General features: G+C 51.6%; 24 protein-coding genes. 12 read left to right on the top strand and 12 right to left on the bottom strand.

Features of this window, described 5'->3' with window-relative positions; translation table 11 throughout:
• Nucleotides 1–11: 11 nt before the first annotated feature.
• Both PsAD37_RS22630 and PsAD37_RS22625 read right to left on the bottom strand, forming a co-directional pair.
• Nucleotides 12–1,034, bottom strand: coding sequence for a P1 family peptidase (locus PsAD37_RS22630; protein ID WP_063298016.1), 1,023 nt, complete (start codon nt 1,032–1,034; stop codon nt 12–14).
• A gap of 190 nt (nt 1,035–1,224) precedes the next feature.
• Entirely contained in the window at nt 1,225–1,674 is a 450-nt protein-coding gene (locus PsAD37_RS22625) for a flavin reductase (RefSeq protein ID WP_244272559.1), read from the bottom strand.
• A gap of 716 nt (nt 1,675–2,390) precedes the next feature.
• Here PsAD37_RS22625 and PsAD37_RS22620 point away from each other — a divergent pair.
• The 11 genes from PsAD37_RS22620 to PsAD37_RS22570 all read left to right on the top strand — a co-directional run bounded on the left by PsAD37_RS22620 (nt 2,391) and on the right by PsAD37_RS22570 (nt 11,305).
• Nucleotides 2,391–3,326 carry a branched-chain amino acid ABC transporter permease gene (locus tag PsAD37_RS22620; protein ID WP_057462563.1) on the top strand — a complete coding sequence of 312 codons (936 nt, stop codon included), beginning with the start codon at nt 2,391–2,393 and terminating at the stop codon, nt 3,324–3,326.
• Nucleotides 3,326–4,660: a high-affinity branched-chain amino acid ABC transporter permease LivM gene (gene livM, locus PsAD37_RS22615; RefSeq protein WP_063298015.1), complete on the top strand. Its 1,335-nt coding sequence runs from the start codon at nt 3,326–3,328 to the stop codon at nt 4,658–4,660. The genes PsAD37_RS22620 and livM overlap by 1 nt, the downstream gene beginning before the upstream one ends.
• Nucleotides 4,657–5,505 carry an ABC transporter ATP-binding protein gene (locus tag PsAD37_RS22610; RefSeq protein WP_057462561.1) on the top strand — a complete coding sequence of 283 codons (849 nt, stop codon included), beginning with the start codon at nt 4,657–4,659 and terminating at the stop codon, nt 5,503–5,505. Before livM ends, PsAD37_RS22610 begins: the two co-directional genes overlap by 4 nt.
• Nucleotides 5,502–6,233 carry an ABC transporter ATP-binding protein gene (locus PsAD37_RS22605; protein WP_057462560.1) on the top strand — a complete coding sequence of 244 codons (732 nt, stop codon included), beginning with the start codon at nt 5,502–5,504 and terminating at the stop codon, nt 6,231–6,233. The genes PsAD37_RS22610 and PsAD37_RS22605 overlap by 4 nt, the downstream gene beginning before the upstream one ends.
• A gap of 12 nt (nt 6,234–6,245) precedes the next feature.
• On the top strand, nt 6,246–6,605 hold the full coding sequence (locus PsAD37_RS22600; RefSeq protein ID WP_063298014.1) for a DUF6867 family protein: 360 nt from the start codon (nt 6,246–6,248) through the stop codon (nt 6,603–6,605).
• A 206-nt stretch (nt 6,606–6,811) separates the two neighbouring features.
• A complete protein-coding gene (locus PsAD37_RS22595; RefSeq protein WP_063298013.1) occupies nt 6,812–7,912 on the top strand; it encodes a branched-chain amino acid ABC transporter substrate-binding protein in 1,101 nt (366 codons plus the stop codon).
• A gap of 375 nt (nt 7,913–8,287) precedes the next feature.
• Nucleotides 8,288–8,593 carry a lysozyme inhibitor LprI family protein gene (locus tag PsAD37_RS28960; RefSeq protein WP_208981980.1) on the top strand — a complete coding sequence of 102 codons (306 nt, stop codon included), beginning with the start codon at nt 8,288–8,290 and terminating at the stop codon, nt 8,591–8,593.
• A gap of 6 nt (nt 8,594–8,599) precedes the next feature.
• The gene (locus PsAD37_RS22585) at nt 8,600–9,154 is read left to right on the top strand and encodes a hypothetical protein (RefSeq protein ID WP_063298012.1); all 555 of its coding nucleotides are present in this window, start codon (nt 8,600–8,602) and stop codon (nt 9,152–9,154) included.
• A gap of 267 nt (nt 9,155–9,421) precedes the next feature.
• Entirely contained in the window at nt 9,422–9,865 is a 444-nt protein-coding gene (locus PsAD37_RS22580) for an AprI/Inh family metalloprotease inhibitor (RefSeq protein WP_063298011.1), read from the top strand.
• Nucleotides 9,866–9,915: 50 nt separating this feature from the next.
• A complete protein-coding gene (locus PsAD37_RS22575) occupies nt 9,916–10,383 on the top strand; it encodes an AprI/Inh family metalloprotease inhibitor (protein ID WP_208992028.1) in 468 nt (155 codons plus the stop codon).
• A gap of 283 nt (nt 10,384–10,666) precedes the next feature.
• Nucleotides 10,667–11,305, top strand: coding sequence for a 3'-5' exonuclease (locus PsAD37_RS22570; protein ID WP_063298010.1), 639 nt, complete (start codon nt 10,667–10,669; stop codon nt 11,303–11,305).
• Between the two features lie 400 nt (nt 11,306–11,705).
• Here PsAD37_RS22570 and PsAD37_RS22565 read toward each other — a convergent pair whose 3' ends face one another.
• The 5 genes from PsAD37_RS22565 to PsAD37_RS22545 form a co-directional block, all read right to left on the bottom strand.
• A complete protein-coding gene (locus PsAD37_RS22565) occupies nt 11,706–12,035 on the bottom strand; it encodes a hypothetical protein (protein ID WP_063298009.1) in 330 nt (109 codons plus the stop codon).
• A 73-nt stretch (nt 12,036–12,108) separates the two neighbouring features.
• On the bottom strand, nt 12,109–13,350 hold the full coding sequence (locus tag PsAD37_RS22560; RefSeq protein WP_063298008.1) for a VWA domain-containing protein: 1,242 nt from the start codon (nt 13,348–13,350) through the stop codon (nt 12,109–12,111).
• Between the two features lie 9 nt (nt 13,351–13,359).
• Nucleotides 13,360–14,319, bottom strand: coding sequence for a MoxR family ATPase (locus PsAD37_RS22555; protein WP_063298007.1), 960 nt, complete (start codon nt 14,317–14,319; stop codon nt 13,360–13,362).
• A gap of 115 nt (nt 14,320–14,434) precedes the next feature.
• Entirely contained in the window at nt 14,435–15,238 is an 804-nt protein-coding gene (locus PsAD37_RS22550) for a tRNA1(Val) (adenine(37)-N6)-methyltransferase (RefSeq protein WP_063298006.1), read from the bottom strand.
• A 91-nt stretch (nt 15,239–15,329) separates the two neighbouring features.
• Nucleotides 15,330–15,554 carry a DUF2007 domain-containing protein gene (locus PsAD37_RS22545; RefSeq protein WP_057462549.1) on the bottom strand — a complete coding sequence of 75 codons (225 nt, stop codon included), beginning with the start codon at nt 15,552–15,554 and terminating at the stop codon, nt 15,330–15,332.
• Between the two features lie 195 nt (nt 15,555–15,749).
• Between PsAD37_RS22545 and PsAD37_RS22540 the strand changes: the two genes are divergently transcribed.
• Complete coding sequence (locus PsAD37_RS22540) at nt 15,750–16,763, top strand: polyprenyl synthetase family protein (RefSeq protein ID WP_057462548.1); 1,014 nt, start codon at nt 15,750–15,752, stop codon at nt 16,761–16,763.
• Nucleotides 16,764–16,845: 82 nt separating this feature from the next.
• On the opposite strand, the gene PsAD37_RS22535 is transcribed toward PsAD37_RS22540, so the two are convergent.
• From PsAD37_RS22535 to PsAD37_RS22515, 5 genes are all read right to left on the bottom strand, one after another.
• The gene (locus PsAD37_RS22535) at nt 16,846–18,051 is read right to left on the bottom strand and encodes a hypothetical protein (protein WP_153039848.1); all 1,206 of its coding nucleotides are present in this window, start codon (nt 18,049–18,051) and stop codon (nt 16,846–16,848) included.
• The gene (locus tag PsAD37_RS22530) at nt 17,976–19,244 is read right to left on the bottom strand and encodes a hypothetical protein (RefSeq protein ID WP_063298004.1); all 1,269 of its coding nucleotides are present in this window, start codon (nt 19,242–19,244) and stop codon (nt 17,976–17,978) included. The genes PsAD37_RS22535 and PsAD37_RS22530 overlap by 76 nt, the downstream gene beginning before the upstream one ends.
• Nucleotides 19,234–20,925, bottom strand: coding sequence for an Hsp70 family protein (locus PsAD37_RS22525; protein ID WP_193778324.1), 1,692 nt, complete (start codon nt 20,923–20,925; stop codon nt 19,234–19,236). Before PsAD37_RS22525 ends, PsAD37_RS22530 begins: the two co-directional genes overlap by 11 nt.
• 124 nt (nt 20,926–21,049) lie before the next feature.
• On the bottom strand, nt 21,050–21,931 hold the full coding sequence (locus PsAD37_RS22520) for a 4-(cytidine 5'-diphospho)-2-C-methyl-D-erythritol kinase (protein ID WP_063298051.1): 882 nt from the start codon (nt 21,929–21,931) through the stop codon (nt 21,050–21,052).
• Nucleotides 21,932–21,953: 22 nt separating this feature from the next.
• Nucleotides 21,954–23,771, bottom strand: a complete 1,818-nt coding sequence (locus tag PsAD37_RS22515) for a tetratricopeptide repeat protein (RefSeq protein ID WP_063298002.1) — start codon at nt 23,769–23,771, stop codon at nt 21,954–21,956.
• Nucleotides 23,772–23,945 lie beyond the last annotated feature (174 nt).

Genomic DNA, 23,945 nt, shown 5'->3' with positions numbered 1-23,945 from the left:
GGAATTCAAATCTATCGTGATCCGTGTTGACACTTCCAAGTTGGTACAGTGTCACCCGGGTACTTTGAGGCTGAGTAGACTCCGCGGGCGATGGCACGGGAGACTGTCTGAGCTGCGTATGCGCCCAGTTCCAGCAATTCGACCATCGGTTCCTGCATTTTTCGTTTGCCGGTAGAAATCACGAAGAGCAGATCGCCGTCCATTGGTGTGTGTGCTGGCCATAGGGCGCGGGCGTAGCCGTCGTGGGCGGCTGTGGCAATCCGTTTGGCTTCTGACTTGGTTAATATAAGGTCAGTTGCGACAACGCCGATGGTGGTGTTTGTGTTCGGGGATAAGTCGATTGTGCCGAGCGTGAACTTGGTTTGCACGGTGCGGTCCATACCTGACATTTCGGTTGGCCAGCCCAGTCCGCCGAATTCTTCGTTCTGTTCGCTTGGAGCTGCCCAGAAGTAGGGCGTGTCGCCAATTGTGGTGCGGCCCAGTGCGTTGACGGCGATCAGCGCGCCGACGGTGCCGCTGCGAGGGAGGGCGAGGGAGGCTGAGCCCAGTCCGCCTTTCAGATCAGCGGTGGTTGCTCCGAAGCCTGCGCCTGCGGTGCCGAGTTCGAATTCGTCGGCTGCATTGTCGACGGCCTCAATGCCCATTTCACGATAGACTGGATTTCTGCCCCACGATTTATCCCCTCCATTGAGAAGGTCGAATAGAATGGCTGTGGGGGTTATTGGAATGACAGCACTGCCAACACTGAAACCTTTGCCGAGTTCTGCCAGTCGAACCTGCGCACCGCTGCCTGCATCCAGCCCGAATGCAGAGCCGCCTGACAAGACGAGCGCATCAATGGCATTGACGGTTTGCTCCGGCTCCAGCAAGGCAACGTCGCGTGTGCCGGGGGCGCCGCCCATGATGGCGACGGAGGCAACGGCTTGCTCGTCGGGAATGAGAACGGTGACACCTGATTTGGTCTTTTCGCAATGAGCATTGCCGACCTTCAATCCCGGAACATCGGTGATCAGGTTGCGCGGTGTTGGGGACATGGTGTTTCCCTAATTTATTATCAAAACGTACAGGAAGTGCCTTAGCGATGAAAAAATCGCAGGGACACTCTAACTAATTGTCTTTATGCATATCTTGATTTGAAAATCTGTAGGCCCTTTCGGGCAAAGATATGTCCGAAGTCCCTGTTTCAAGATAAATCTATTGCGAAAACTGGAATAGGGAACACCCTTAGACTGAGTGGTAATTTCGGTCGAGGTAGATCAGAGCGGGTGCAAATTCACCCAGACGTGCAGCGACCACTTCACCAAATAGAACTGAATGGGTGCCGACTTCTGTTACTTCTTTGATATGACAATCGAAACTGACACGTGCACTTTCCAGAACTGGACTTCCTGTTGCCAGGGTGCCCCAGCTTCCTTTTGCGAAGCGCTCTTCCATTGGCAAGTCGCCCTGGCCAGCGAAGACGTTCGACAAGTCTGTATGATCATGAATGAGTGTGTTGATACAGAAAACGCCGTTGTCTTTGACTACCTGATTCACCTTTGCGCTGCGGTTGAGGCAGACAAGCAAGGTGGCGGGATCGTCAGAGACGGAACACACAGATGAAACGGTTGCGCCAATGCGCCCAGCAGGGCCAGCACTGGCCAGCAAATGAACGGAAGCGCCTAAACGACTCATTGCCTCTCTAAATTCATGCGAGTCGAGACTTTTATTCGTATTTTCAGTTGGCGCCATGGTTAAAGCTGTCGTCATCCAGTTCGTTCCAAGATATTCCCACAGGTATGATCTGTGTTTCACACTGTACAATATTCATTAGTACTTTTCAGTCGCACAATAACGACAGGTATTTGAAATAGAGTAGTTATAGCCATTTGCTGAGAAAAGCTAGTTCTACTGCGAAAAACTGATTAATATACCAGAGGCTATGTTCTGGTTTTAAGGGTGCGTTTTGCTGTTCTGGAATTTTCATTAAAAATAGAAGGCTCAGCAGAGTCTCCACGTGCGGGCGAATGGGAAATCTTCAAAAAATCCTGGGTACCATCTTGCAGTTTTTGTCTGGATATGGTCAGTATATATTGGCTGTGATATATTACAGAACAATAAAGAGGCTTTCTGCGGATGAGGAAAATTCACGTATGGGTTGTGGTGCTCTGGTCTCAGAGTCTGTCCTAGTGGATTGTCGGGAGTAGGAATAAGTCTAGATTTTGGATTGTATGAAATAAAAATGCGCCTGACGCGTATAAAGAATAGGAAAATTCCAAAATACGGACTTAATAAGTATGGGTAATATACTTACAGGTCAGCTTACCATAAAATATTCGGGGTCTGAATTCGGAGGCATTCAGACTGGACAGCAACTAAAAGCTGATCTCATGCGGGGAACAAAATAAAACATGGATTACTTTCTCCAACAACTTATCAATGGTGTGACGCTTGGGTCCATTTATGGTCTCATCGCCATTGGCTATACAATGGTCTATGGCATTATCGGCATGATTAACTTCGCCCATGGCGATATCTTCATGGTCGGATCTTTCGTAGCCCTTATTCTAATTGTTGCACTTGGCATTACAGCCGCTACACCGGTGCTTCTTTTGATTTTGGCTCTGGCCCTCGTTCTTGTTGTGGCCATGGCTTTGACTGCTGTTTGGGGGTGGACAGTAGAGCGCATTGCCTATCGGCCTTTGCGCGGATCATTCCGTCTTGCACCGCTGATTACTGCAATTGGTGCATCAATTGCTCTTCAGAACTTCGTGCAGGTTTCTCAAGGCGCTAAGAACAAGCCATTGCAACCTCTCTTTTCCGGCAGCTTTCAGCTGACTGATGGTGGTGCAGATGGTTCTGGCTTTATCGTAAACCTGTCTTACATCCAGATTCTGATTGTTGTGACGACGGTCATTTTGATGGGTGGCTTCACTTATCTCATCAACAACACCAATCTGGGCCGCTCTCAGCGTGCTTGTGAGCAGGACCGGAAGATGGCGTCCTTGCTGGGTGTGAATGTTGACCGCACAATCTCTCTTACCTTTGTGATGGGTGCGTCTCTGGCTTCGGTCGCAGGTCTGATGTTCCTGCTGTATTACGGTGTGGTAGATTTTTACATCGGCTTCCTGGCTGGTGTGAAGGCCTTTACCGCTGCGGTTCTGGGAGGAATCGGATCGCTGCCGGGTGCAATGCTGGGTGGATTGCTGATCGGGCTTATCGAGACGTTCTGGTCTGGCTACTTCTCCGTTGAGTACAAAGATGTTGCCGCGTTTTCGATCCTGGCGATTGTTCTGATCTTTATGCCGGAAGGACTTCTCGGCCAACCTGAGGTGGAGAAGGTCTGATGCAAGCAAGAAAAAAAGACAGCTTGCTTGTTGCAAGTGTAAAAGACAGTTTGGGTGCTGCGGTTATTACGTTCGCCCTTGCCTGTGTCATGGTTGGTTTGCGCGTTGATGTGGCGTCTGGCCGCGGTGCGGAGCTGTTTCTGGAACACCGCTGGTTAGCGGTTGCAGTTGCAGTGCTCGTTGTGTTCGCTGGCCGTCTCGCCATGAACATCTTCTTCTGGAAACGGGAAGACCCGCCGTCTCTCAACCTTTCTGGCCTATTGCCAAAGGGTGGAATGGGGGGGGGGTCCTCTAATGTGCTTAAATATGGCCTGGTCGTTTTGGCTGTTGCGCTTCCATTTGCGTTGATGTTCTGGCTTGGTGCCCGTGGGTCGCGTCAGTATATTGACCTGGCCATTCTGGTGATGACCTATGTGATGTTGGGCTGGGGCCTGAACATTGTGGTTGGTCTGGCTGGATTGCTGGATCTGGGCTATGTGGCGTTTTATGCGGTTGGAGCTTACTCCTATGCATTGCTCGCGCATTACTTCGGTTTCTCCTTCTGGCTCTGTCTGCCGCTCGCCGGTATTCTGGCAGCGTTCTGGGGTGTCATTCTCGGTTTCCCGGTTCTGAGGCTTCGAGGGGACTATCTTGCCATTGTGACGCTTGCGTTTGGTGAGATTATTCGTGTTGTGCTGCTGAACTGGTATCAGTTTACAGGCGGGCCAGATGGTCTTTCCGGTATTCCGCGACCAAGCTTTTTCGGGTTGGAATTTACCCGTGGTGAAGATGGTTTTGCAAGCTTCTTTGGTCTGGATTACAGCAGTATTCACCGCATCATCTTCCTGTACTACCTCATCTTCGCAATGGCCTTGTTCACGAACTTCGTGACCATGCGCTTGCGCCGGATGCCGATTGGTCGTGCATGGGAAGCTTTGCGTGAAGATGAGATTGCTTGTCGGGCACTGGGTATCAACACAACGAATACCAAACTGACAGCCTTTGCTCTTGGTGCGATGTTCGCTGGCTTTGCAGGGTCTTTCTTTGCAACGCGTCAGGGCTTCATCTCTCCTGAGAGTTTCACCTTCCTTGAATCCGCGATCATTCTTGCGATTGTGGTTTTGGGTGGTCTTGGCTCACAGATTGGCGTGGTGATTGCAGCGATTGTGATGATCGGTGGCTTTGAATTCTTCCGCGAGTTTGAAGAATACCGCATGCTTGTCTTCGGTATGATCATGGTGGTTATCATGGTTTGGAAACCGCGTGGATTGATCTCAAGCAGAACGCCAAGTGTGGCGCTTTCCAGAAACGCTAAGGGCATCTCTGCCGATCTCGTTCAGGAGGGCCACGGATGAGCACCTGGGACAACAACCCTGTTCTGAAGGTTGAGCACCTGACCATGCGCTTCGGCGGATTGACGGCGATCAACGACCTGAGCTTCAACATTGGGCGTGGTGACATCACTGCGCTGATCGGGCCGAACGGTGCGGGTAAAACCACAGTGTTTAACTGCATCACCGGTTTTTATAAGCCGACTGAAGGCCGTCTTGTCATGAACCGCTCCAATGGTGAAAAGCATCTTTTGGAACGGATGGCAGACTTCAAAATTACGGCGGACGCGAAAGTTGCCCGTACGTTCCAGAACATCCGTCTGTTTGGCGGTATGACTATTCTGGAAAACCTGATGGTGGCACAGCACAATCCGCTGATGGTTGCTTCCAACTGGACCATTGGTGGTCTGCTGGGGCTTGGTGGTTACAAAAAGTCCAATGTGGACGCGATTGAAACTGCCAAGTACTGGCTGGAACGCATTGATCTGATTGATCGTGCGGATGCACCTGCGGCTGATCTTTCCTACGGCGATCAGCGCCGGTTGGAGATTGCCCGTGCCATGTGTACCGGCCCTGAACTTCTTTGTCTGGACGAACCAGCTGCTGGTTTGAACCCGAAAGAAAGTCTGGAGCTGAACAATCTGCTTCAATACATCCGCAAAGAGCATGACACTTCGGTTGTTCTGATCGAGCACGACATGTCTGTTGTTATGGAAATCTCCGACCACGTTGTGGTGCTGGATTACGGCGTGAAGATTTCTGATGGCTCTCCTGAGTTCGTCAAAAACGATCCGCATGTGATCGCGGCGTATCTGGGGGTTGAGGATGATGAAGTCGATCAGGTTGAAGAGGAGGTGGGCATAGCATGAACGCTCAACAACCACTCCTGAGCATTCGCGGAGTTAAAACCTTCTACGGCAAGATTCAGGCACTGCATGGTGTTGATCTTGATGTGTATGAAGGTGAGATCGTGACGCTGATTGGTGCGAACGGTGCAGGGAAGTCTACCCTGATGATGACCGTTTGCGGCACGCCGCAGGCTCGTAACGGGTCTGTGACGTATTGCGGTGAGGACATCACCTACAAGCCAACCTACGAGATTATGCGCACCGGTATTGCTCAGTCACCAGAAGGTCGCCGTATCTTCCCACGCATGACGGTTTTAGAGAACCTGATGATGGGCGGTATGGTTGCCGGGAATGAGCATTTTGAGGAAGACCTGCGCCGTGCGTTTGAGCTGTTTCCGCGTTTGAAAGAACGTCAGCAGCAGCGCGGTGGGACTTTGTCGGGCGGTGAACAGCAGATGCTGGCGATTGCCCGTGCCTTGATGAGCCGTCCGCGTCTTCTGCTGCTGGATGAACCGTCTCTGGGGCTGGCTCCGATCATCGTGTCGCAGATTTTTGATGCGATCCGTGAGCTGAACCGGGCTGACGGTCTGACCGTGTTCCTTGTTGAGCAGAATGCGTATCACGCACTCAAGCTGGCTCACCGGGGATACGTGATGGTCAACGGCACAATCACCATGACCGGCACTGGTAAGGAGCTTTTGTCTCGTGAAGAGGTGAAGGCAGCTTATCTTGAAGGCGGCGCGCACTAAGGAGGCGAAGAGATGGGTATTTTTTATGGCAGCTCGATGCCTGCCTTTATCATGCTGGTTGTTGTTCTTGGCGGTCTGGCAGCTGCTGCGACGGGGCGCTCTATTGCGACCACGTGGCGGCCGTTGCCGATCCTGTTCTGGTTCATCTTCCTGTTGTCATTGGCTATGCGATTCTTGTCGTTTGCGCTGTTTGAAGAGCCTTTGCTTTCCATTCAGTACTGGCTCGTGGATTACGCCATTCTCCTCGGCATTGCGCTGGCGAGTTATCGCATGACACGCACCAAACAGATGGTGACGCAGTACAGCTGGCTTTACGACAAAACAGGCCCATTTGGCTGGAAGCTGAAACCGGGCCAGCAAGATAATTACTAATTCGCAAAATTACTTAGATAATTGTTGCGCATTCGGTCAGTTCTGGGTCACACTGGTGACTGGCTAGGCATCCAGATGATGAGTACGGAGAGGTCTCATTGTCGGAAGCATTGAGCAGGCGAGGGGTTTGCCTGCTCTGGTGGGAGATAGTGATGTTTCCCGCTCAATTTTAATTGAGAAAATGCACCTGACTCGGGGAGTTTTTTATGAAAAAGTATCTTTTGGCAAGCGTTGCCGGTGTTGCTGCTATGGCAATGTCTGGCGCGGCTATGGCTGACATCACTATTGCTACTGCAGGCCCAATGACTGGTCAGTACGCATCGTTTGGTGCGCAGATGAAAGCTGGTGCTGAACAGGCTGTTGCTGACATCAACGCTGCTGGCGGTGTGAACGGCGAGATGCTTGTTTTGGAAGTTGGCGATGATGCATGTGACCCTAAGCAGGCTGTTGCTGTTGCTAACCAGATGGTTGGTAAAAACGTAGCCTTCATGGCTGGTCACTTCTGCTCCGGTTCTTCCATCCCAGCTTCTCAGGTTTATGCTGAAGAGGGTATCATCCAGATCACTCCGGCATCCACCAACCCGAAGTACACTGACGAGCGTCCAGGACCTGGTACTTACCGTGTGTGTGGTCGTGATGACCAGCAGGGCAGGGTTGCCGGTACTACGCTTGCGACTGAGTTCGGCGATCAGAACATTGCTGTGATCCACGACAAGACTGCTTACGGTAAAGGTCTTGCTGACGCGACTAAGGCTGTGATGAACGCTGCTGGTAAGCAGGAAGCGCTTTATGAAGCTTATACCGCTGGTGAAAAAGATTACACCGCGCTGGTTTCAAAGCTGAAGTCTGAAAAAGTCGACGTTCTTTACGTTGGTGGTTACCACACTGAAGCTGGTCTGATGAAGCGTCAGATGGTTGATCAGGGCATGGACACCATTCTGGTTTCCGGTGATGCTCTTGTGACTGATGAGTATTGGTCCATCACTGGCCCTGCTGGTGCAGGCACTTTGATGACCTTCCCACCGGACCCACGTAACAACGCTGAAGCTGCTGCTGTTGTGGCTGCTCTTGAAGCTGCTGGTAAAACCACTGAAGGTTACGCACTTTACACCTATGCTGCGATCCAGACATGGGCGAAAGCTGCGGCTGAAGCTGGTTCTACCGACTACGACGCAGTTGTAGAGAAGCTGAACGCTGGCAAGTTCGACACCGTTCTTGGTGAGCTGTCCTTCAACGAGAAGGGCGATGTGTCTCTGCCAGGTTACGTTTGGTACGAGTGGAAAGACGGTTCCTACGGTTACCGCTAAGATTTAAAGCCTGAGTTCATTCAGGTTTTGTGAGGGTTCCGGGGCGATGCTCCGGGACCCTTTTTTGTTGGAGTTTAGGGAGGTTGGAAGAGCCCTATTAAGGTTGAATGTGTTCCATCCTCAAAATACCGTTTTGGCTACGTCGGGCTTAAGGTTCCACACGTACACTTGCGCCTTCTTTATTGTAGGTGCCCGATGATCATTCGATGTTTGGTGTTGATTGCATTTCTTTGTTCTTCCGGCGCAGCTGCCGCGCAGGGGTCTAACACGCCGCGACCTGAAGAAATAAAGGCGTTTCATGAGTGCCTGCGAAAAGGGGGGCTTGTGTTCAACGACAGAGTTCAGTGCATTGGAAAGGTCTTTGAAACTTGCGCCATGAAGTTGCAAGACCAGACCAGCATGGGTATGCGAGAATGCTACTCGCGCGAAACAGCCCTTTGGGAAAAGATGATTTTGAATTCTGAGAAGGAGTTGAGGCGGAATGAGAACAAGCCCACGAAGACCATGCTTGTTGAAGCTGGTCGGAACTGGAAGGCCTTTCGCAACAACACCTGCAACATTCCGTATGCCATGAACCCGAAGGGAACACTTGCTCCGGTTCTGGGCATGGAATGCTACAACCGTTTAACGGCGCTTTGGGCGCTACAGCTTTCTGAATTTGCGACACCATTAGGGAACTAGGACCATATGAGATCATGGGTATGTGTGATTGTCTTTTCAGTTTTTGGGGTTGGCTCCGTAGAGGCGGCCCAACAGGTTGATCTACCGCTTTGCAAGGCAGGGGATGGCAAAACACCTGTTCCGCGTTGGGAGGTGACTGCAATGCCTGTTGATGTGCCAGCAGGCGAGGAGGCGAGGCCGTTTGCTTACACCGTTACTGCTCCGCCGCCTGCCTATCATGGTCTGATGGGGCATCTCAGAGTGAAGCTGGGCAATCTGGATGAACAGTATTGTTCAGCTTTGCGTGAAGAGCTTACCCAGATCAAGAACAGTACCGGGCAGCCTACACCACTGGTTATTGAATGGTTGGTTGATGACAATGGCCCGCAGGATGATGTGCGCTCCCTGGATTTTTATGAGCTGCCTGAGTTTGTGGAGGATGGCTGCTGGCTGGATGGTGTCTACCAATTTGTTGCACTTGGTCATTCAGGTGTAGAAGCTGACCAGTACATGCTGAATCTGGTCCCTCTTGAGGCAATCCAGAAATCTGGTTCCTTTTGTCGTCCTGTCCAAGAAGGGTGATCCCGCGTTTGCAGTATAGTGGCTCGTTCTCTTTGTAATTATCTGAAATGCATTATGTATTCATAGTGTTGTCTGCTGTGATGCGTATGAGGAACTCACTTTAATAGTGAATACTTCAGAGTTTACCCTGTTCAAATCACCCTCGGATTTACTAGGTTAAATTATAAATTTAATTCAATTTTTCTATAATAGGAGAGTTGACGGAACAGGTGCAGGCAGCAGGTGTGGGGCGTTTGAGTGCTTGTCTGTGCATGATCAGGGGTATTCATGCAGTTCAAAACCTTCATCATTTCAATAGGTTTTGCAGTGGCTGGCTGCGTGCCGACTTATGTGGGCGACCCTGCTGATCTGGCTGAGCTGGCGGTTAAAAAATCTAATGCAAACCTGACTGTTGCGAGCACTCAGAAGACAACTGAAAAACTGGCAGCTATTACGGCGCTTGCGGGCAAATGGTCTGTCATGCGCGGTGAGGGGCAAACACCGTGCGCACTGCAGCTGAAGACAACGCAGTTTGGTGGAAATTATGCAGCAAGTTCCGTGTGTTCTGGTGAGCCAAATGTATGGTCGTGGAACATGAGACAAGATGCCCTGCTTCTGTTTGATCACAGAAGTAAAGTGATTGCGTCTTTTCATGAAAGCGAAGGTGGCAATTGGCGTGAAGCGCGAGAAGGTGGGGACCCTGCGCTTGATCTTGTTCGTTTGGGAGACTGACAAGACAGCAGAACACGGAAAGGTTGGACGTATTCTTTGGGGGGAATGAAATGAAGAGGTTTGTCGTTATCGCAAGTTTGCTGGCGCTTGCTGGCTGTCAAAGTGCTGGTGGAGGTGCTGAACCTTACAGCGCGCCTGTGCCTGCTGCGCAACCGCCCGCCAATGCTGCCTCCAACCAGAGTGTTGTTGCGCAGGATCAGGCTTCGCAGAGCAAAACCTACAGCAAGGTAGATGGCACTGTTGTTACAAAGACAACAAGCAGCTCAGCTCAGGCAACGGTTGATCCGGGTACTGCGACTGCCTTTTTGGCTGGTGTGGCTGCAGCAGCTGTTCTTGGAAAACAAGAGCAACGCAGTTCAAAGCCGGTGGTGCAGGTGAAGGACATGGTTGGCGGCTGGACTGTTTATCTCAACTCTGATGAGCGTGTCTGTGAGCTGACACTCGGCACAGAACCTAAGGATGATGGCTACTCTGCCAAGTTCAATCACTGCATGGATGGGGATCTGTTTTGTCTCTAACTGGCGCATGAAAGGGCAGGAGTTTGTTTTGTTTGACAACTTCTCCCGTGCCAAAGGGAGTATGCGCATGACAGAATGGAACCGCTGGGAAGGCCAACTGGCAAGCAACAGCAAACCAATCACTATTGCGCGGTAGATGAGCGAGTGTCGGCTATGGTGCTGGCACGCTGTGGTGTTGAGGTTTCGGCTTTAGGTTCTTCTTCTTTCAGGTCGTCTCTAGGATCAGAAGTAGTTACTATCCTGTTGCAGCAAACCTGTCAGAATTACTGTAGTGGAGGCGTTTATGAAAATGGCGATCGTCTTTGACTGTGAGTTCCTTGTCGTTAAAAATGCTCCGAGGAGATTTTGGTGCGGTCCATATGACCCTGATCCGTTTATCGCTCAGATTGGTGCCGCCAAAATTTCGCTCAGTGATAGTTTTGAAATTGTCGATACATTCAAAGTCTACGTCAATCCAGTTGATCGGTTTGGCAACAGATATACCCTCGATCCATTCTTCACAAAGCTGACGGGTATTGAGCAGCAAACAATTGATAGCGTGGGTGTCTCACTGCAGGAGGCCAACGAACAGCTCCGCGTGTTTGCTGCAGGTGCTAAACTTTGGTCATGGGGGAAAGACGAACTGAATATGATGGCGATTAGTTGTTATATCGCAGGTATCAATCCGTCCATACCTGCAGATCAGTTCGATAACGCCTGTAAGCTCATGCTCGCTGCAGGAATGCCTTATGAGGATATTGAATGGACGCGCAGCAACGACTTGGCAGATTACTTTGAGGTGGAGCATCTTCCATTAAGAGGGCACGACGCTTTGGATGATGCTCTCTCGGTTGCCTATGTCATACAACACCTTTTAAGGGAAAAGCGGCTTTCCCAGACGGATTTTGAACACGTCAACCTGGAAGATAAACTGCTGACCTAGGCGCCGTGAATGCAGGTTCTGCGCTGAGCTTGCTGGATTTCCTCGCTAAAGCTTCTGGATGATACTTATTTTCATCCTGCATTAGTTCGGCACCGCGCTTCTGAAAGCTGCGGAGAGTACAGCGATCGCTTCTTCGGATTTACCGCTTCGAACTCTTGTATGCAACATGATTGGTAATGCAGGAAAATCGGGCAGACTGAACTTCTCTCCAACGTCAACAGCACCAATTGGCAACATTCACAGGCAAGAGCTGCGACGCCCAACCCAGCCATGACCTGAATGGCTCAGGCATGTTGGTAACGGCATTGCTCAATATGCGTGAAGCCATTGCCTTTCATGGTGAGTTTGAAAGGCATTGAAGGAGATAACATCGTTCTGTGACGTCTGATAGGTGGGTGCATCAGACGTGCTTGTCCATGATTTCGGCTGGAAGGTGGGCCATCCATTTGCGGCGGATTGCTTTTTCCAGATCGAGATCATTGCGGTCTGCATAAAGCAGAAGGTGGGCCAGCAGGTCTGCGGCTTCATCTTCCTTTTGCATATGCAGTTCTTTTGGAGTTGCTGAACCGGAACGTCCGCGGCGGGTGGCCTTCAAATGGGCTGCCGTCAGCTCTCCGAGCTCTTCCTGAAGTTTCGCAAGATACCAGATCTCATCACGGTTGATGTTGAACCGTTTGGCGTAGATTGCTGATACTGTTTTTACAATGTGCAGAAGTACTTTGAATGTCATCGGATCTGACAGAAAGGTTGGGCTTTCTGCGTGGTCTCACGCAGGCGAGCCGAAGGTTTGCCGGGAATGTGCGCTAGAGGAATCTCTTGGTGGCATCATATGAACTATTTATGCGCTTGTCATTCAAGGCGAGGCAAAGATCTTTGACTGCATCCATGGAATGGATTGCCCGAAACTCATCGGTATGCGGCAGTATTGCCTGAATTCCGCGTGCTTTGGCCTCAAACTTGTCGTAGCGCAGTAGCGGATTGAGCCAGATGAGCCGTCTGCAAGATCTGTGGAGACGGTCCATCTCAACGGACAATTCATCGTAAGTTTCCCGTTCCAGCCCATCCGTGATGAGTAGGACGATTGGTCCGCCGTGGCAGACACGTCTCAGCCAGGTGCGGTTGAAGGTTTGCAGCGAGCTGGCAATGCGGGTGCCGCCGGACCAGTCTTCCACTTCATCCGTACAGGCGGCGAGGGCCTCATCAGGGTCTTTCATACGCAGGGCGCGGGTGATGTTGGTTAGCCGTGTGCCAAACAGGAAGGTGTGGGTTTTGCGCTTTTCTGACAGGGCATGCAGGAAGTGCAGCATGATGCGTGAATACTGGCTCATACTGCCCGAGATATCGCAGAGGGCGACCACTGGTGGATGAACCTGCGCGGGCGCTTTGTGCTTGAGATCGATGATGGAGCCACCCGCCTTGAGCGTGGCGCGCATGGTTCTTCTGGCATCCACCTGTTTGCCCAGAGTGTGCGAATGGACGGGTTTGAAGCGACGGGAACGGACCTGATCTGCTGGCATGGTGAGGCGGGCGAGGGATCTGCGTGCTTCCGCGATCTCCTCAGCTGTCATCTGGGCGAAGTCTTTCTTTTGCAGGACTTCCTTCTCCGAGATGGTAAAGCGGGCGTCTACCTCCACCAGTGGTTTGGTTTCTTTGGCCTCGCGCTGCTTGTTGGCCTCAAAGGCATTGGCGACGCGGGATTGTGCAGCGCGTGGCTTTTCAGGCTCGCGTTGTCCGGCAGGCGCGACCGGAGACAACAGCGCCAGCATCTTTTCTACGAGGCCTTTGCTTTGCCAGTAAAGGCGGAAGGCTTCGTCGAAGACCGGTTGCTGGTCGCGTTTGTGGACGAAGACGGAATGGAGGGTCCAATAGAGGTCCTGCTTGTTCTCAATGCCGTTGATGGTGACTGCGCTCACTGCATCCACCACAGAAGACGGACCAGCAGGCAGGCCCGCTTTGCGCAGGGTTCTGGCAAAGTGGACAATGTTTTCGGTGATGCGCCCGTGTGGTGGGCGCGGAGATGGTGCGGGGGCGAGGGTGTCCTGCATCAGGCAAGGCTATGCTGTTGGGGCAGGCATGCTGCCAGCAATGGTGGCCTGTGAGTTGGCTTCCATGCGGATTTCATCGAGGATCGCACGGGTTCTGGAGCCTTTGATGCGGTCGATGTCCTCCTGATACTTAAGCAGGACGCCGAGTGTGTCTGACACCATTTCCGGATCAAGCGCGACCTCTTGCAGTTCTGTGAGGGCGGTGGCCCAGTCCAGCGTTTCGGCAACGCCTGGCTTTTTGAAGAGGGCGTCATCCTCTCGCAGCTTTTGCACGAAAGCGACGACCTGAGCAGAGAGAGCTGCGGCAGCTGTTGGCAGTTTGGTCTGCACGATCTGCAGCTCGCGCTCGGCTGTCGGGTAATCCACCCAGTGGTAGAGACAGCGGCGCTTCAGAGCATCATGAATCTCGCGGGTGCGGTTGGTGGTGATGATGGTGATCGGTGGTTCATCAGAGGTGATGGTGCCCAGCTCCGGGATCGTCACCTGACTGTCTGCCAGCACTTCCAGCAGGAAGGCCTCAAAGGCTTCGTCGGTGCGGTCCAGTTCATCGATCAGGAAGATAGGCGCACCAAACTCTGTGGTCTCCAATGCCTGTAGGACAGGACGTTTGATCAGGAAGCGAGGGCTGTAGAGCGCTGTGTTGAGGTTCTCACGGTTCACGCTGCCGGAGGCTTCCGCCATGCGGATTTCGACCATCTGGGCGGCATAGTTCCATTCGTAGACAGCGGAGGACACGTCCAGCCCTTCATAACACTGCAAGCGGACCAGCGGGCGGTTGAGCGTGGTTGAGAGGACTTTGGCGATCTCGGTTTTGCCGACGCCTGCCTCGCCTTCGAGGAAGAGGGGGCGTTTCATGCGCAGGGACAGGTGCAGCACGGTTGCGAGTGCGCGATCTGCCAGATACCCGCCAGAACTTAAGAGCGTGAGGGTTTCTTCAATGGAGTTTGGTAGATCAACCTTGCTGCTCATAAATAGTCCGCTCCCGCCCTATCATCTGCTGCGCTTTGATTTGCGCCTTGCGATCATAATAGGGAGAAAAACGTATATTGAAAGCGGATTGTTATCGGCAGGTTAGCCGTGTTGCTCAACGGTTTGTGAGGCCAAGGCCCATGCCGTCGCGCATGACGGTGGTGGCTTGCCGGGTGAAGGTGCCGCCTGCTTCTTCATGCAGGGTGAAGCCCGGCAGGATCTGGAGCGGGGCTTTGCTGGCGGCCACTGCGCGGACAATGATGCGGGTGGCTGGTGCGTCGGCTGTTGGGCGGATCGGGATGATATCGATGGCACCGAAACGGCGTTGCATGGGGTCAAGCAGGTCCTGCAGACCATCTGCTCTGAAGATGATGGAGAGCGTTCCGCCGTCCTTAAGTAAATCTTTCGCGGTTTTGATCCAAGGCTCAATGCCGCGTTCATCCAGCGCGTGGGCTGGCGCACGGTCTGACTTTGGGGTGACGCGAAAGCGGGCGCTGTCGTAGTAAGGCGGGTTCATGATTACATGATCCGCGATGGAAGACCCAAGGCCGCTTTGGTGGCGAATGCTGCCCTTTGCGGTGAGGTTGGATTCCAGAATGGAGACGCGTTCAGCAAAACTTCCGTTTTCCGGCAGGGACAGGCCTTTGCGGGCCAGTGCTGCGGTGACGGGGTCAACCTCCACGCCGACGGCTTTGATGTTTGGCAGGCGGTGGGCGGCGCAAAAAGCTGCAGTGCCGACGCCGGTGCCCAGATCGTAAAGCGTGCCTGTGGTGCTTTGCGGAAGGGATGCGGCCAGATAGACGGCATCAAGCCCGGCTCTATGACGGCCTTTTGCAGGTTGCTCAACCATGACTTTGCCGCCGAGGAACTTGTCCCTGGTGGTTTGCTGCTGAGATTGAGGTGTTTCAGGGTTGGTCATGGCGGCGCCGGATCAAGAAAAGTCGCAATAACGCACTAATACAGGCTGCCGGTTTTCATGCAATCCCTATTGTTTATCTAAAGAGAAGTTTTCATGCGTCTTTTAGGTAGTGCCCCAGGTCGGCATCGCGCATAAGTTGACAAGCTTCATCCATACGGTCCGCTTCCACCATGATCCGGCGCGGCAAAAAGCCAAGGGAGCCGTCCAGTATGCTCATGTTGGTGTCAGCGACAAAGTAGATGATCTCGGCATCTCCCAGCAGGGCTTCAAGATGCGAGATGAGGACGGGATCTGTTGTTCTGATGAGTTCTTCCACGATGATGTCCTCTTGAAGAGAGTTGCCTATTTTGCCAGAAAGTATGCAGGTTAGGGTTGGTATTGTGAAAAAAACTAATTGTGATTGGTAAATTATCCCTTCGACACTACTTTATTGGCAGCAAATTCTTACTAAAGCTTGCCCGAGACTATCTACCAACCTATTGTCCCGTTGGAATCAAAATAGAGGTATCCCGTGGGCGTTGTTGGTCTTCAATCTCAGACAGCCAAACCAGCTGGAATTCAGGGGCTCGTAGAGCTCGTTTCAGGTGACATGGAGAAGGTGAACGAGCTGATCCTCTCCAAAGCCGGTTCTAATGTTGAGCTGATCCCGGAAATTGCGCGCCATCTGATCGATTCAGGTGGGAAGCGTTTGCGCCCGATGCTGACACTGGCGTTTGCACAGATGTTTGGCTACGAAGGCGAGGGACATGTCATCCTTGCAGCATCTGTAGAGTTTATGCATACGGCAACTCTGCTGCATGATGATGTTGTCGATGAAAGCGATATGCGCCGCGGTAAGTTGGCTGCTCGCAAGCTTTGGGGCAACCAGGCCAGCGTGCTGGTGGGTGACTATCTGCTTGGTCAGGCTTTCAAGATGATGGTTGATGTGCACTCTTTGGAAGCGCTGCGCATTCTGTCTGAGGCCTCCGCGATCATTGCTGAAGGTGAAGTGCTTCAGCTGGGCGCCGCTCAGGATACCACCACGACCTTTGAGATGTACCTGCGGGTGATTGAGGCTAAAACAGCTGCTCTGTTTGCAGCTGCGTGCGAAGTGAGCCCGGAGATTGCCGATAAAGGTGACGAGATGCGTGCTGCGGCGCGCAAGTTCGGCCTTGAGCTTGGTTATGCCTTCCAGCTTGTTGATGATGCGCTGGATTATGGCGGAGCGACTGTTGATCTTGGCAAGGACGTTGGTGACGACTTCCACGAAGGCAAGATCACACTGCCTGTCATCTACGCGATGGAGCGTGGCAGCGATGAGGACAAGGCGTTCTGGAAACGTTGTCTGGAAGATGGAGACATCAAAGACGGCGATCTGGATCATGCCATCAAGCTGCTGAACGACACTGGCGCTCTGGCTGACACAGTACAGCGTGCACGCGACTACGGCGCCTCTGCAATTGAAGCTCTGGCCAGCCTGCCAGACGGCCCTGCCAAGCAGGCGCTGAAAGAAGCCGTCGACTTCTGTATTGCCCGTGTGAGCTGATCAGAGAGCAGTTCGAAGAAATTGAAAAGCGCCGCAGCAGAAATGCCCGGCGCTTTTTTGTTGGCTGAAAGACTGCAGGCTTTCAGTTCTGTTCGTAAAATGTTTTGAGCGACGCTTTGTACCTGGCTGATTTAAACGGCAGCAAGAGAGCTGTAGTGCCGAGCCATAATATTGTATGGTCTCTTTGCCAGTTATCGGGCACAGTTGCTATGGTCATTCCGCACAAAAGAACAAGCCGAATGATGGTTTTTCTATTCTTAAAACGCCCCAGATCTTGCAGTTTGAAGTGGTGGAGCGTTTGCTCTTTAATCTGATTGAGAAGCCACCGGCACAATGGCCAAAGGGTCTGTATATAGACGAAGATCGTATAGGGGACCAACAGTAACAAACCTGCTTTTGACAGGCTTTGTGTTGCGTTGTTCTTCCACCAAAGATCTGGCAATGTGAGTATGAGAATTGAGTAGCAGAAGGCAAAAAGAGTTATGGAGAGTATGTTCTCTGGTCGCCTCCACCAAAATTTCTGTTTAAGCTGCCTAATGTATGAGTTGGTGTGAAGAGCCTGAGCGACTGCGCCCTGATCCCCCCGCAACAATGCCAAGGTTTTGAAATCTGATTGCCAGCCGAAGAGGAGATCAAGCTGATCCAGAAATGCATCCGTGATGTAGGGCTTGAAATAATGCCGACCAGTTTCGCCATGTATCAGTGAACGTGCCAAATAGTCAAAGACGGTTTGTTCCAGTTCCCTCCATATGACAGGCGCCGTCATTTCTTCCAGCCCTAGTATTTCCTGTATCTCATCTAAATCAGCCGGCTCACCTTCAAGGTTGCGTATGAGTTGAAGCTGCTCGTCGACAAATTCTCTGTTTGGCTTGTCAAAGCCTACGCTTTCTTGCTCAAGGCTATTGGATTCAGGAAGAGTTAGAATTTGCTCAGTTGTATATCCAAGTTCGCTGTCGTTTAGGGTACTTGCTGGAGGCGGTGAAGCTCTTTCCTCTTGTGGCAGAGCATTCGGTAGAGGGGCAGGTTGATACCCATTCGCAGATTGAAGATGCGATCCGAGCTTCTCGTAGGCTTCTCTCATACGTTGGAAGGCAGCGGGGTCCTCTGCCTGATCTATGCTCTTTAACTTTCGAGCATAGGCCCGCTTGAGCGCCTTCTTGTTTTCTGGAAACTCATGCAGATCAAGTTCGGATAGCAGGGTTCTAAATACTGTCATGATTTGAAGAAACTTCTGGCGAAGTGATAAAGAGCTTTCCCTTTGTTCAAGACTAGGCTGAGTATCAGCCAAAAGATGGAAAACCCGACCATGAAAATGAGGAGAAGAATCATGCCGCTGAAGGCATGTTTTTTTGCATCCATTCCTTCGGGCAAAGCTAGGTAGATTGAAAGTAAATAAATCTGAAATAAGCCTAAGGTTTGATAGGAGAAAATGTCGCTCCAGCTCTTTTGGGGAAACATGGATGGCATGACGTATTTGAGAATGTTTTTGACGACATTCCAACCCAGCAGAGTCACCCGATAAGTGAGGTATAGGACTGCGATAGCTGCGACTATTTTCGAGCTGTATGCAAATAAGCTGTCTAGTGCATCTGTTATGGCAGAGCCGGTTGGTGTGAATTTACTGAGGACCATAACCAGAAATGGAATGAGGGCGAGTTTTGTTACTGCTTTGCCGACAGGGTCCAGTTCAAACTGTGTTTCATTCTCGTCCTCTGCCTCCTCCTGATAAAGTGTTGACTTGTAGACCAATGCGGCGACGAGGTCTCCGGCATCCCAGAACTTCCTTTGCAAGGAGAGGATGTCGCTCTGCCAGTTGAACTGTAATTCGATGGCTTCCAGAATTTCGTCATTGATGAACAGGCGAAATTTGGGGTGATCCTCTGCATCAACGGTCAAACACTTTTGCATGTAGGCGTAGATTGCAGCCTCTACTCTTGGCCGTGCTTGCGGATCTTCCATAATCGCAGAGTTAAGCAGGTCCAGAAGGAAGGCAACGCCGTTTTTGTCTCTGGGGAGTTTGAGTATTTTCTCCTCAAGGTCCAAAAGAGTTTTGGGGGCAATGCATTTCGCATCGTCTAAAAGAAACTTGTTGCCAGCAACAGGGAGTTCTTCAAGGGTGTTCAGTTCAAGAGGAGGCGTTGGTGCAGATGGAGAGGGCGCATCCTGCAACTGCTCAACAAGAGCAGTTGTGCTTGGTTGATCTGATTTGTGGTCGAGTGGCAGGAAGGGGGCTACATTTCCTGCATCAGTTCGTTGACCGTTTGTTTCATTTGCTTCATCGGCCTTGGCGGCAAGGTTGTAGGTCAGAAACTGTTTTGCCGCATCAAAAGCAGTTCGGAGGTTTTGAAAATCCTCCGCTTGAGTGGACTGGTCTATGGTCTTTAGTTTGTGCGCGTAAGCACGTTTGATCGACTTCAAGTCATCAGGAGCCTGATCCAAGCCAAGGACGGAATAGGGCCAGTTCTCGTCCTCACTGTACATAGGATGCCTCAAACATATTGAGATGCTCACTGATTTGCTCTGAGAGTTTTGAGATTTCGGAGATGTTTTGCGTTGTCAAAATCGTATCAAAAGCATGGAGCATTTCACCAATTTGCTCACGATCCCCCAATCGCGCCATGGCGTAGCATTGCTCAATACGGGCGCGAAGCAGTACATTGTGTGCATCTTCTCTCGGATGCACTTTAAGTTTTTCCAGCTGCGTGAGCCGATCTGATATCTCTTTATCTGACATTTCTCCAGCAAGGTTTTTTATGAGGAGGCTATGGCTCTTATCATCTGCATGAGTGGTGACATCCACTTCTAGTAAACCGGAGACATCATAGGTGAAGCGCACAGTTGCCGGGTTCAGGTCCTGATCTACTTGTCTTGGCAATTCAACTTCCAGTTTGCCTAGGAAAATATTAGAGGCAACGTCCGGGGCTTCTCCCTGAAAAACACGGATTTCCAGCTTGGTTTGCTGTGGGTGTACAGGGTAAATTGTCTCTTCTCTGGAAACTGGAACGACGCTGTTACGCTCGATTAAAGGTAGATAGTAGCCGGCTCGATGGTTGTTGCCAAATTCTCTGCTGGTCTCAATTCCAAGAGTAAAGGCGCTGACGTCGGTCATGACGACATCTTTGAGTGCTTCATTTTTCCCGATTAGGCCTGCTTGGACAGCAGCGCCCAATGCAACAGCGTGGTCTGGATCTATGTGACTTTCAGGGAACTGGCGTAGGTGTTTTGCGACTAAGCTGCGGATCAGTGGCATTCTGGTGGCACCGCCCACCAGAATGACTTTTTCCAGCTCGTCTGCGCTCAGCCCTGAGTCATACATGGCGCGATCAATAGGTCTGCGCAAACGTGTTGTGAGTTTGGTTGCAAGCTCTTCGAAATCTTTCCGAGATATGTGGTGATCCAGTGTGAGGTTCGGCGTGTCCAGATTAATGTGAACGCTGTCTTTTTCGCTCAGCCCGTGCTTAACCTGCTCGGCAAGCTTGGTTAGTGCTTCCAGGTTGGGTTTCTTCTGCTGTTTTGGTGAGAGCTTAGTGGTGAGGTCGCTGATAAGCGCTGCTGTGAAATCCTCTCCGCCGAGGTAAGCATCACCAGACGTGGCTTTTACTTCCATCACCCCTTCAAAGACTTCCATAATGGAAACGTCGAAGGTCCCTCCACCAAGGTCAAAGACCAAAAAAGAGCTTTCCTCCTCAAGGGACTGGAAACCGTAGGCGAGGGCTGCAGCGGTCGGTTCATTGATCAAACGTTCTGGATTCAGTCCGGCCATTTTTGCAGCAGATCGGACAGCTTTTCTCTGAAGTTCGTTGAAATAGGCTGGTACGGAAATGACAACATCAGAGATTTCCGCCTTCAATTCGTTCTGTGCATCTTCCTTAAGGCTGCGCAGAACAGCAGCTGAGAGTTCAACAGCAGTAAACTGTTTTTTTCCTAGTTTATAGGCTTTGTCAGCTCCCATAGTGCGTTTGAAAACAGCTGCTGTTTCCAGAGGATGTGTGACCATGCGAGCCTTGGCCAAATCACCAGTCAGGAGTGTGTCTTTTTCTAAGCTAACAATGGATGGTGTCAGGTAGGTACCAACGCTGTTTTTAATGAGGTGTGGCTCACCATTTTCAAAGACGGAAATAAGTGAGTTAGTGGTGCCTAGGTCAATTCCAATATGTGGCACGGTATTCTCCGAAATATGCATGATACAATTTCGGAGAGACTAGTTGTGGCTTTCGTCATTAGCAATTGTGCAGACAGGTCAACTCTCTCATAAGTTGTTAAAATCATCGGATGTTACCTGCGTTTTAGACCTTTGCCGCCTTAACCCACCAATCAATGTGTGCCTCCTGCAAGTGAGAGGCTATGGCTTGGGCGGCTTCTAAGGTTTCAACAAGGGCAAAGCAGGTGGCGCCGGAGCCGGACATGCGGGCGAGGAGGGTATCTGGCTGGGAGGCCAGCAGGTCGAGGACCTCAGAGATTTCTGGTGCTTGTGAGATAGCTGGTTTTTGTAGGTCATTGCGGCAGGTTTTGAGCCAGTTGGCGAGGGCTTTCATACTCTCGAACTCTTCCGGCATTTCCGGCAGCGGGGCGTTGTTTTTCTTTTCCAGCGCGTGGAAAATGGCTGGAGTGGAAACCTCAATCAATGGGTTGACCAGAACGATCGCGCCGGATGGGAGATCTGTCAGCGGTTCTATGATCTCCCCTATGCCACGAATGCGGGCAGGCTTTTCTTCCAGACACATAGGCACATCAGCGCCGAGACTCAGGGCAAGTTCGGCAAGGTCTGTTGAAGACGGAGACACGCCCCAGATCCTCGTGAGCGCGCGCAGAATTGCGGCTGCATCTGCGGATCCGCCGCCGATGCCTGCTGCAACGGGGAGCGATTTTTCGAGCTCTATCTGAACTCCTGATGCGGAGGGTAGATGTTCTGCCAGCATGTTTGCGGCTTTGATGACCAGATTGTCAGCAGGATCGCCCTGTATCTTCGCAGAGAACTCTCCAGTGATCTGGAGTGAAAGGTCGGGGGCTGGTTCAACCGAGATCTGGTCACCGATTTCAGGGAACACCACAAGGCTGTCGAGCATGTGGTAGCCGTCTTCCCGTTGACCCGTGATGTGGAGGGCAAGGTTCACCTTGGCACGGGCTAATTCCTCAACCCGTGCTGCCTTTGTATCTTCCAAAGTCATCATAATATGATCGTGTTATGAGCTATTTGTTGTCTGCAGAGCTTGCGACGACCGGAACGGCATCTTCCATGCCATTTTCGATCTTATCGAGAATGCGTTTCAGGTCTTCTGGTTCCGGCTCAAGGTCGCGGGCGTGGTTCCACTTGTAGCGGGCTTCCAGTTTGCGACCAACTTGCCAGTACGCATCGCCCAAATGATCGTTGATGATTGGATCATGCGGACGCAGAGCGACAGCGCGTTCCAGTTTTTCAGCGGCTTCTTCATAACGGCCCAGGCGATAGTAAACCCAGCCGAGGCTGTCGACGATGTATCCATCGGTTGGACGCAGGCGAACAGCGCGCTCAATCATCTTCTGCGCTTCATCCAGCTTCAGACCGCGATCTACCAGGGAGTAGCCGAGGTAGTTCAGGATCATTGGCTGTTCAGGCTTGAGGGTCAGAGCTTCGCGGAAGTCTTCTTCAGCAGCGTCCCACTTGTCCTGACGTTCGCGGGTGATGCCGCGGAAATACAGAATCGTCCAGTGATTTGCCTGAATTTCGCTGAGGGTATCCAGGCCCTGATTGTAAGAGGTTTCAGCCTCTTCAAAGAGGGAATGACCGCGCAACACGTTGCCCAAAGACGTGATGGCTTCCAGATCACTCGGGTCTGCTTTCACCAGCTTTTCCAGATGTGCGCGGGCTTCTTCCAGATTGTCCAGAATGTTGTAATGGAGCGCGATCTGGATTTCAGCTTCGCGTTTCATTGGAGAACCGTCAGATACCGCTGACAGATATTCGATGGCGCGTTCATTGTCGCCAAGCTGCTCAAATAAAGAGGCCAGACCAATCAGGGCTGAATCGTTCTTCGGATTGAGGTAGGTGGCGAGCTGCAGGTAATTTGCGGAGAGCTCTTCGCCCTCTTTGCTGACTGCGATACCGAGACCGTGCAGGGCTTCCGCCAGCCCTTCAGCTGGTGATTTAGCAACGGATTCAATAACCTCGCCGCTCTCAATCTTCTCTCTCAGTGTGACAAGAAGCGGATGTTCTGGAATGAGTTGCTCATATTCGGCAACGATGTCCAGCGCTTCTTGCTGTCTGCCGGAGGCGGCGAGCATATGGGTGTAGGAAATGGCGTTGCGCAGGGCGCCGCGGTCAATCTCGTAGGCTGCCTTATAAAACTCGGCGGCCTGATGCGGGTTGTTGTTGTATTCAGCCAGCAGGCCCGCGTTGAAATTGATGAAGAGGTCAAACCACTTGGCGCCGGTGGTGCTTGTCAGATCTGCGATGGCCTCATCTGTTTTGCCCTGACCTGCTTTGACCCAGGCTGAAACAAGAGCAAAGCTCAGACGGGACAGCGGGTTGACGTTTTGTGTGACGGCATCTGGCAGTTCGGTGGTGAAGTCACCTTCATGAATGCGCTGTGCGGCAACGGCCAGCTGTGCAAGGAAGTGCTCGTTGTCTTCTTCCAGAATGCGGTTTGCCAGAGGGAGCGCTTTTTCGACGTTACCGTTTGCCAGTGATGTGACAAATGCGCGGTCGAGAATATAAAAATTATCCGGATCACCCTGCAGAGCTGAGGTGAAATAGTTGGACGCGGCGGCCAGATCCTGAGCAAGAAGGGCGCTTCTGCCTGACAGGTAACTTCCTGACAGGGAGCTTGCAGCCGGTAAGGACTGGGAATTTGCCTTCGCGCTTTGAGCGGGAACTAATGGCGAGCTCACCATAACAAGCGCCAGCGCTGAGGCCATTAAAGCCCTTTTTGAGAATCTGTTTTTATTAACAGAATGATAGGTCATACGGCCATTGTTCTGAGCAGAAGCAGAATTGGAGCGGAACAGCGCAAAATAGCTTGTCAGGGTCATATATGTCTCTCATTGAGAGCCGATTGCGACTCAATATTACATCAATCTGTTAGTAGCGAAGAATGGCGTTTTTATAGCAGCCGGATAACTCACCGCATGTTGTTAAGTGTATCCGAACATTCTTTCAATTGAACCTACATTTTTTCAAGTATCTGCGGATAAGTAAGTATATTG

Source organism: Pseudovibrio sp. Ad37 (genome assembly GCF_001623075.1).
GTDB lineage: Bacteria > Pseudomonadota > Alphaproteobacteria > Rhizobiales > Stappiaceae > Pseudovibrio.
This window is presented reverse-complemented; position numbering and strand designations above follow the sequence as displayed.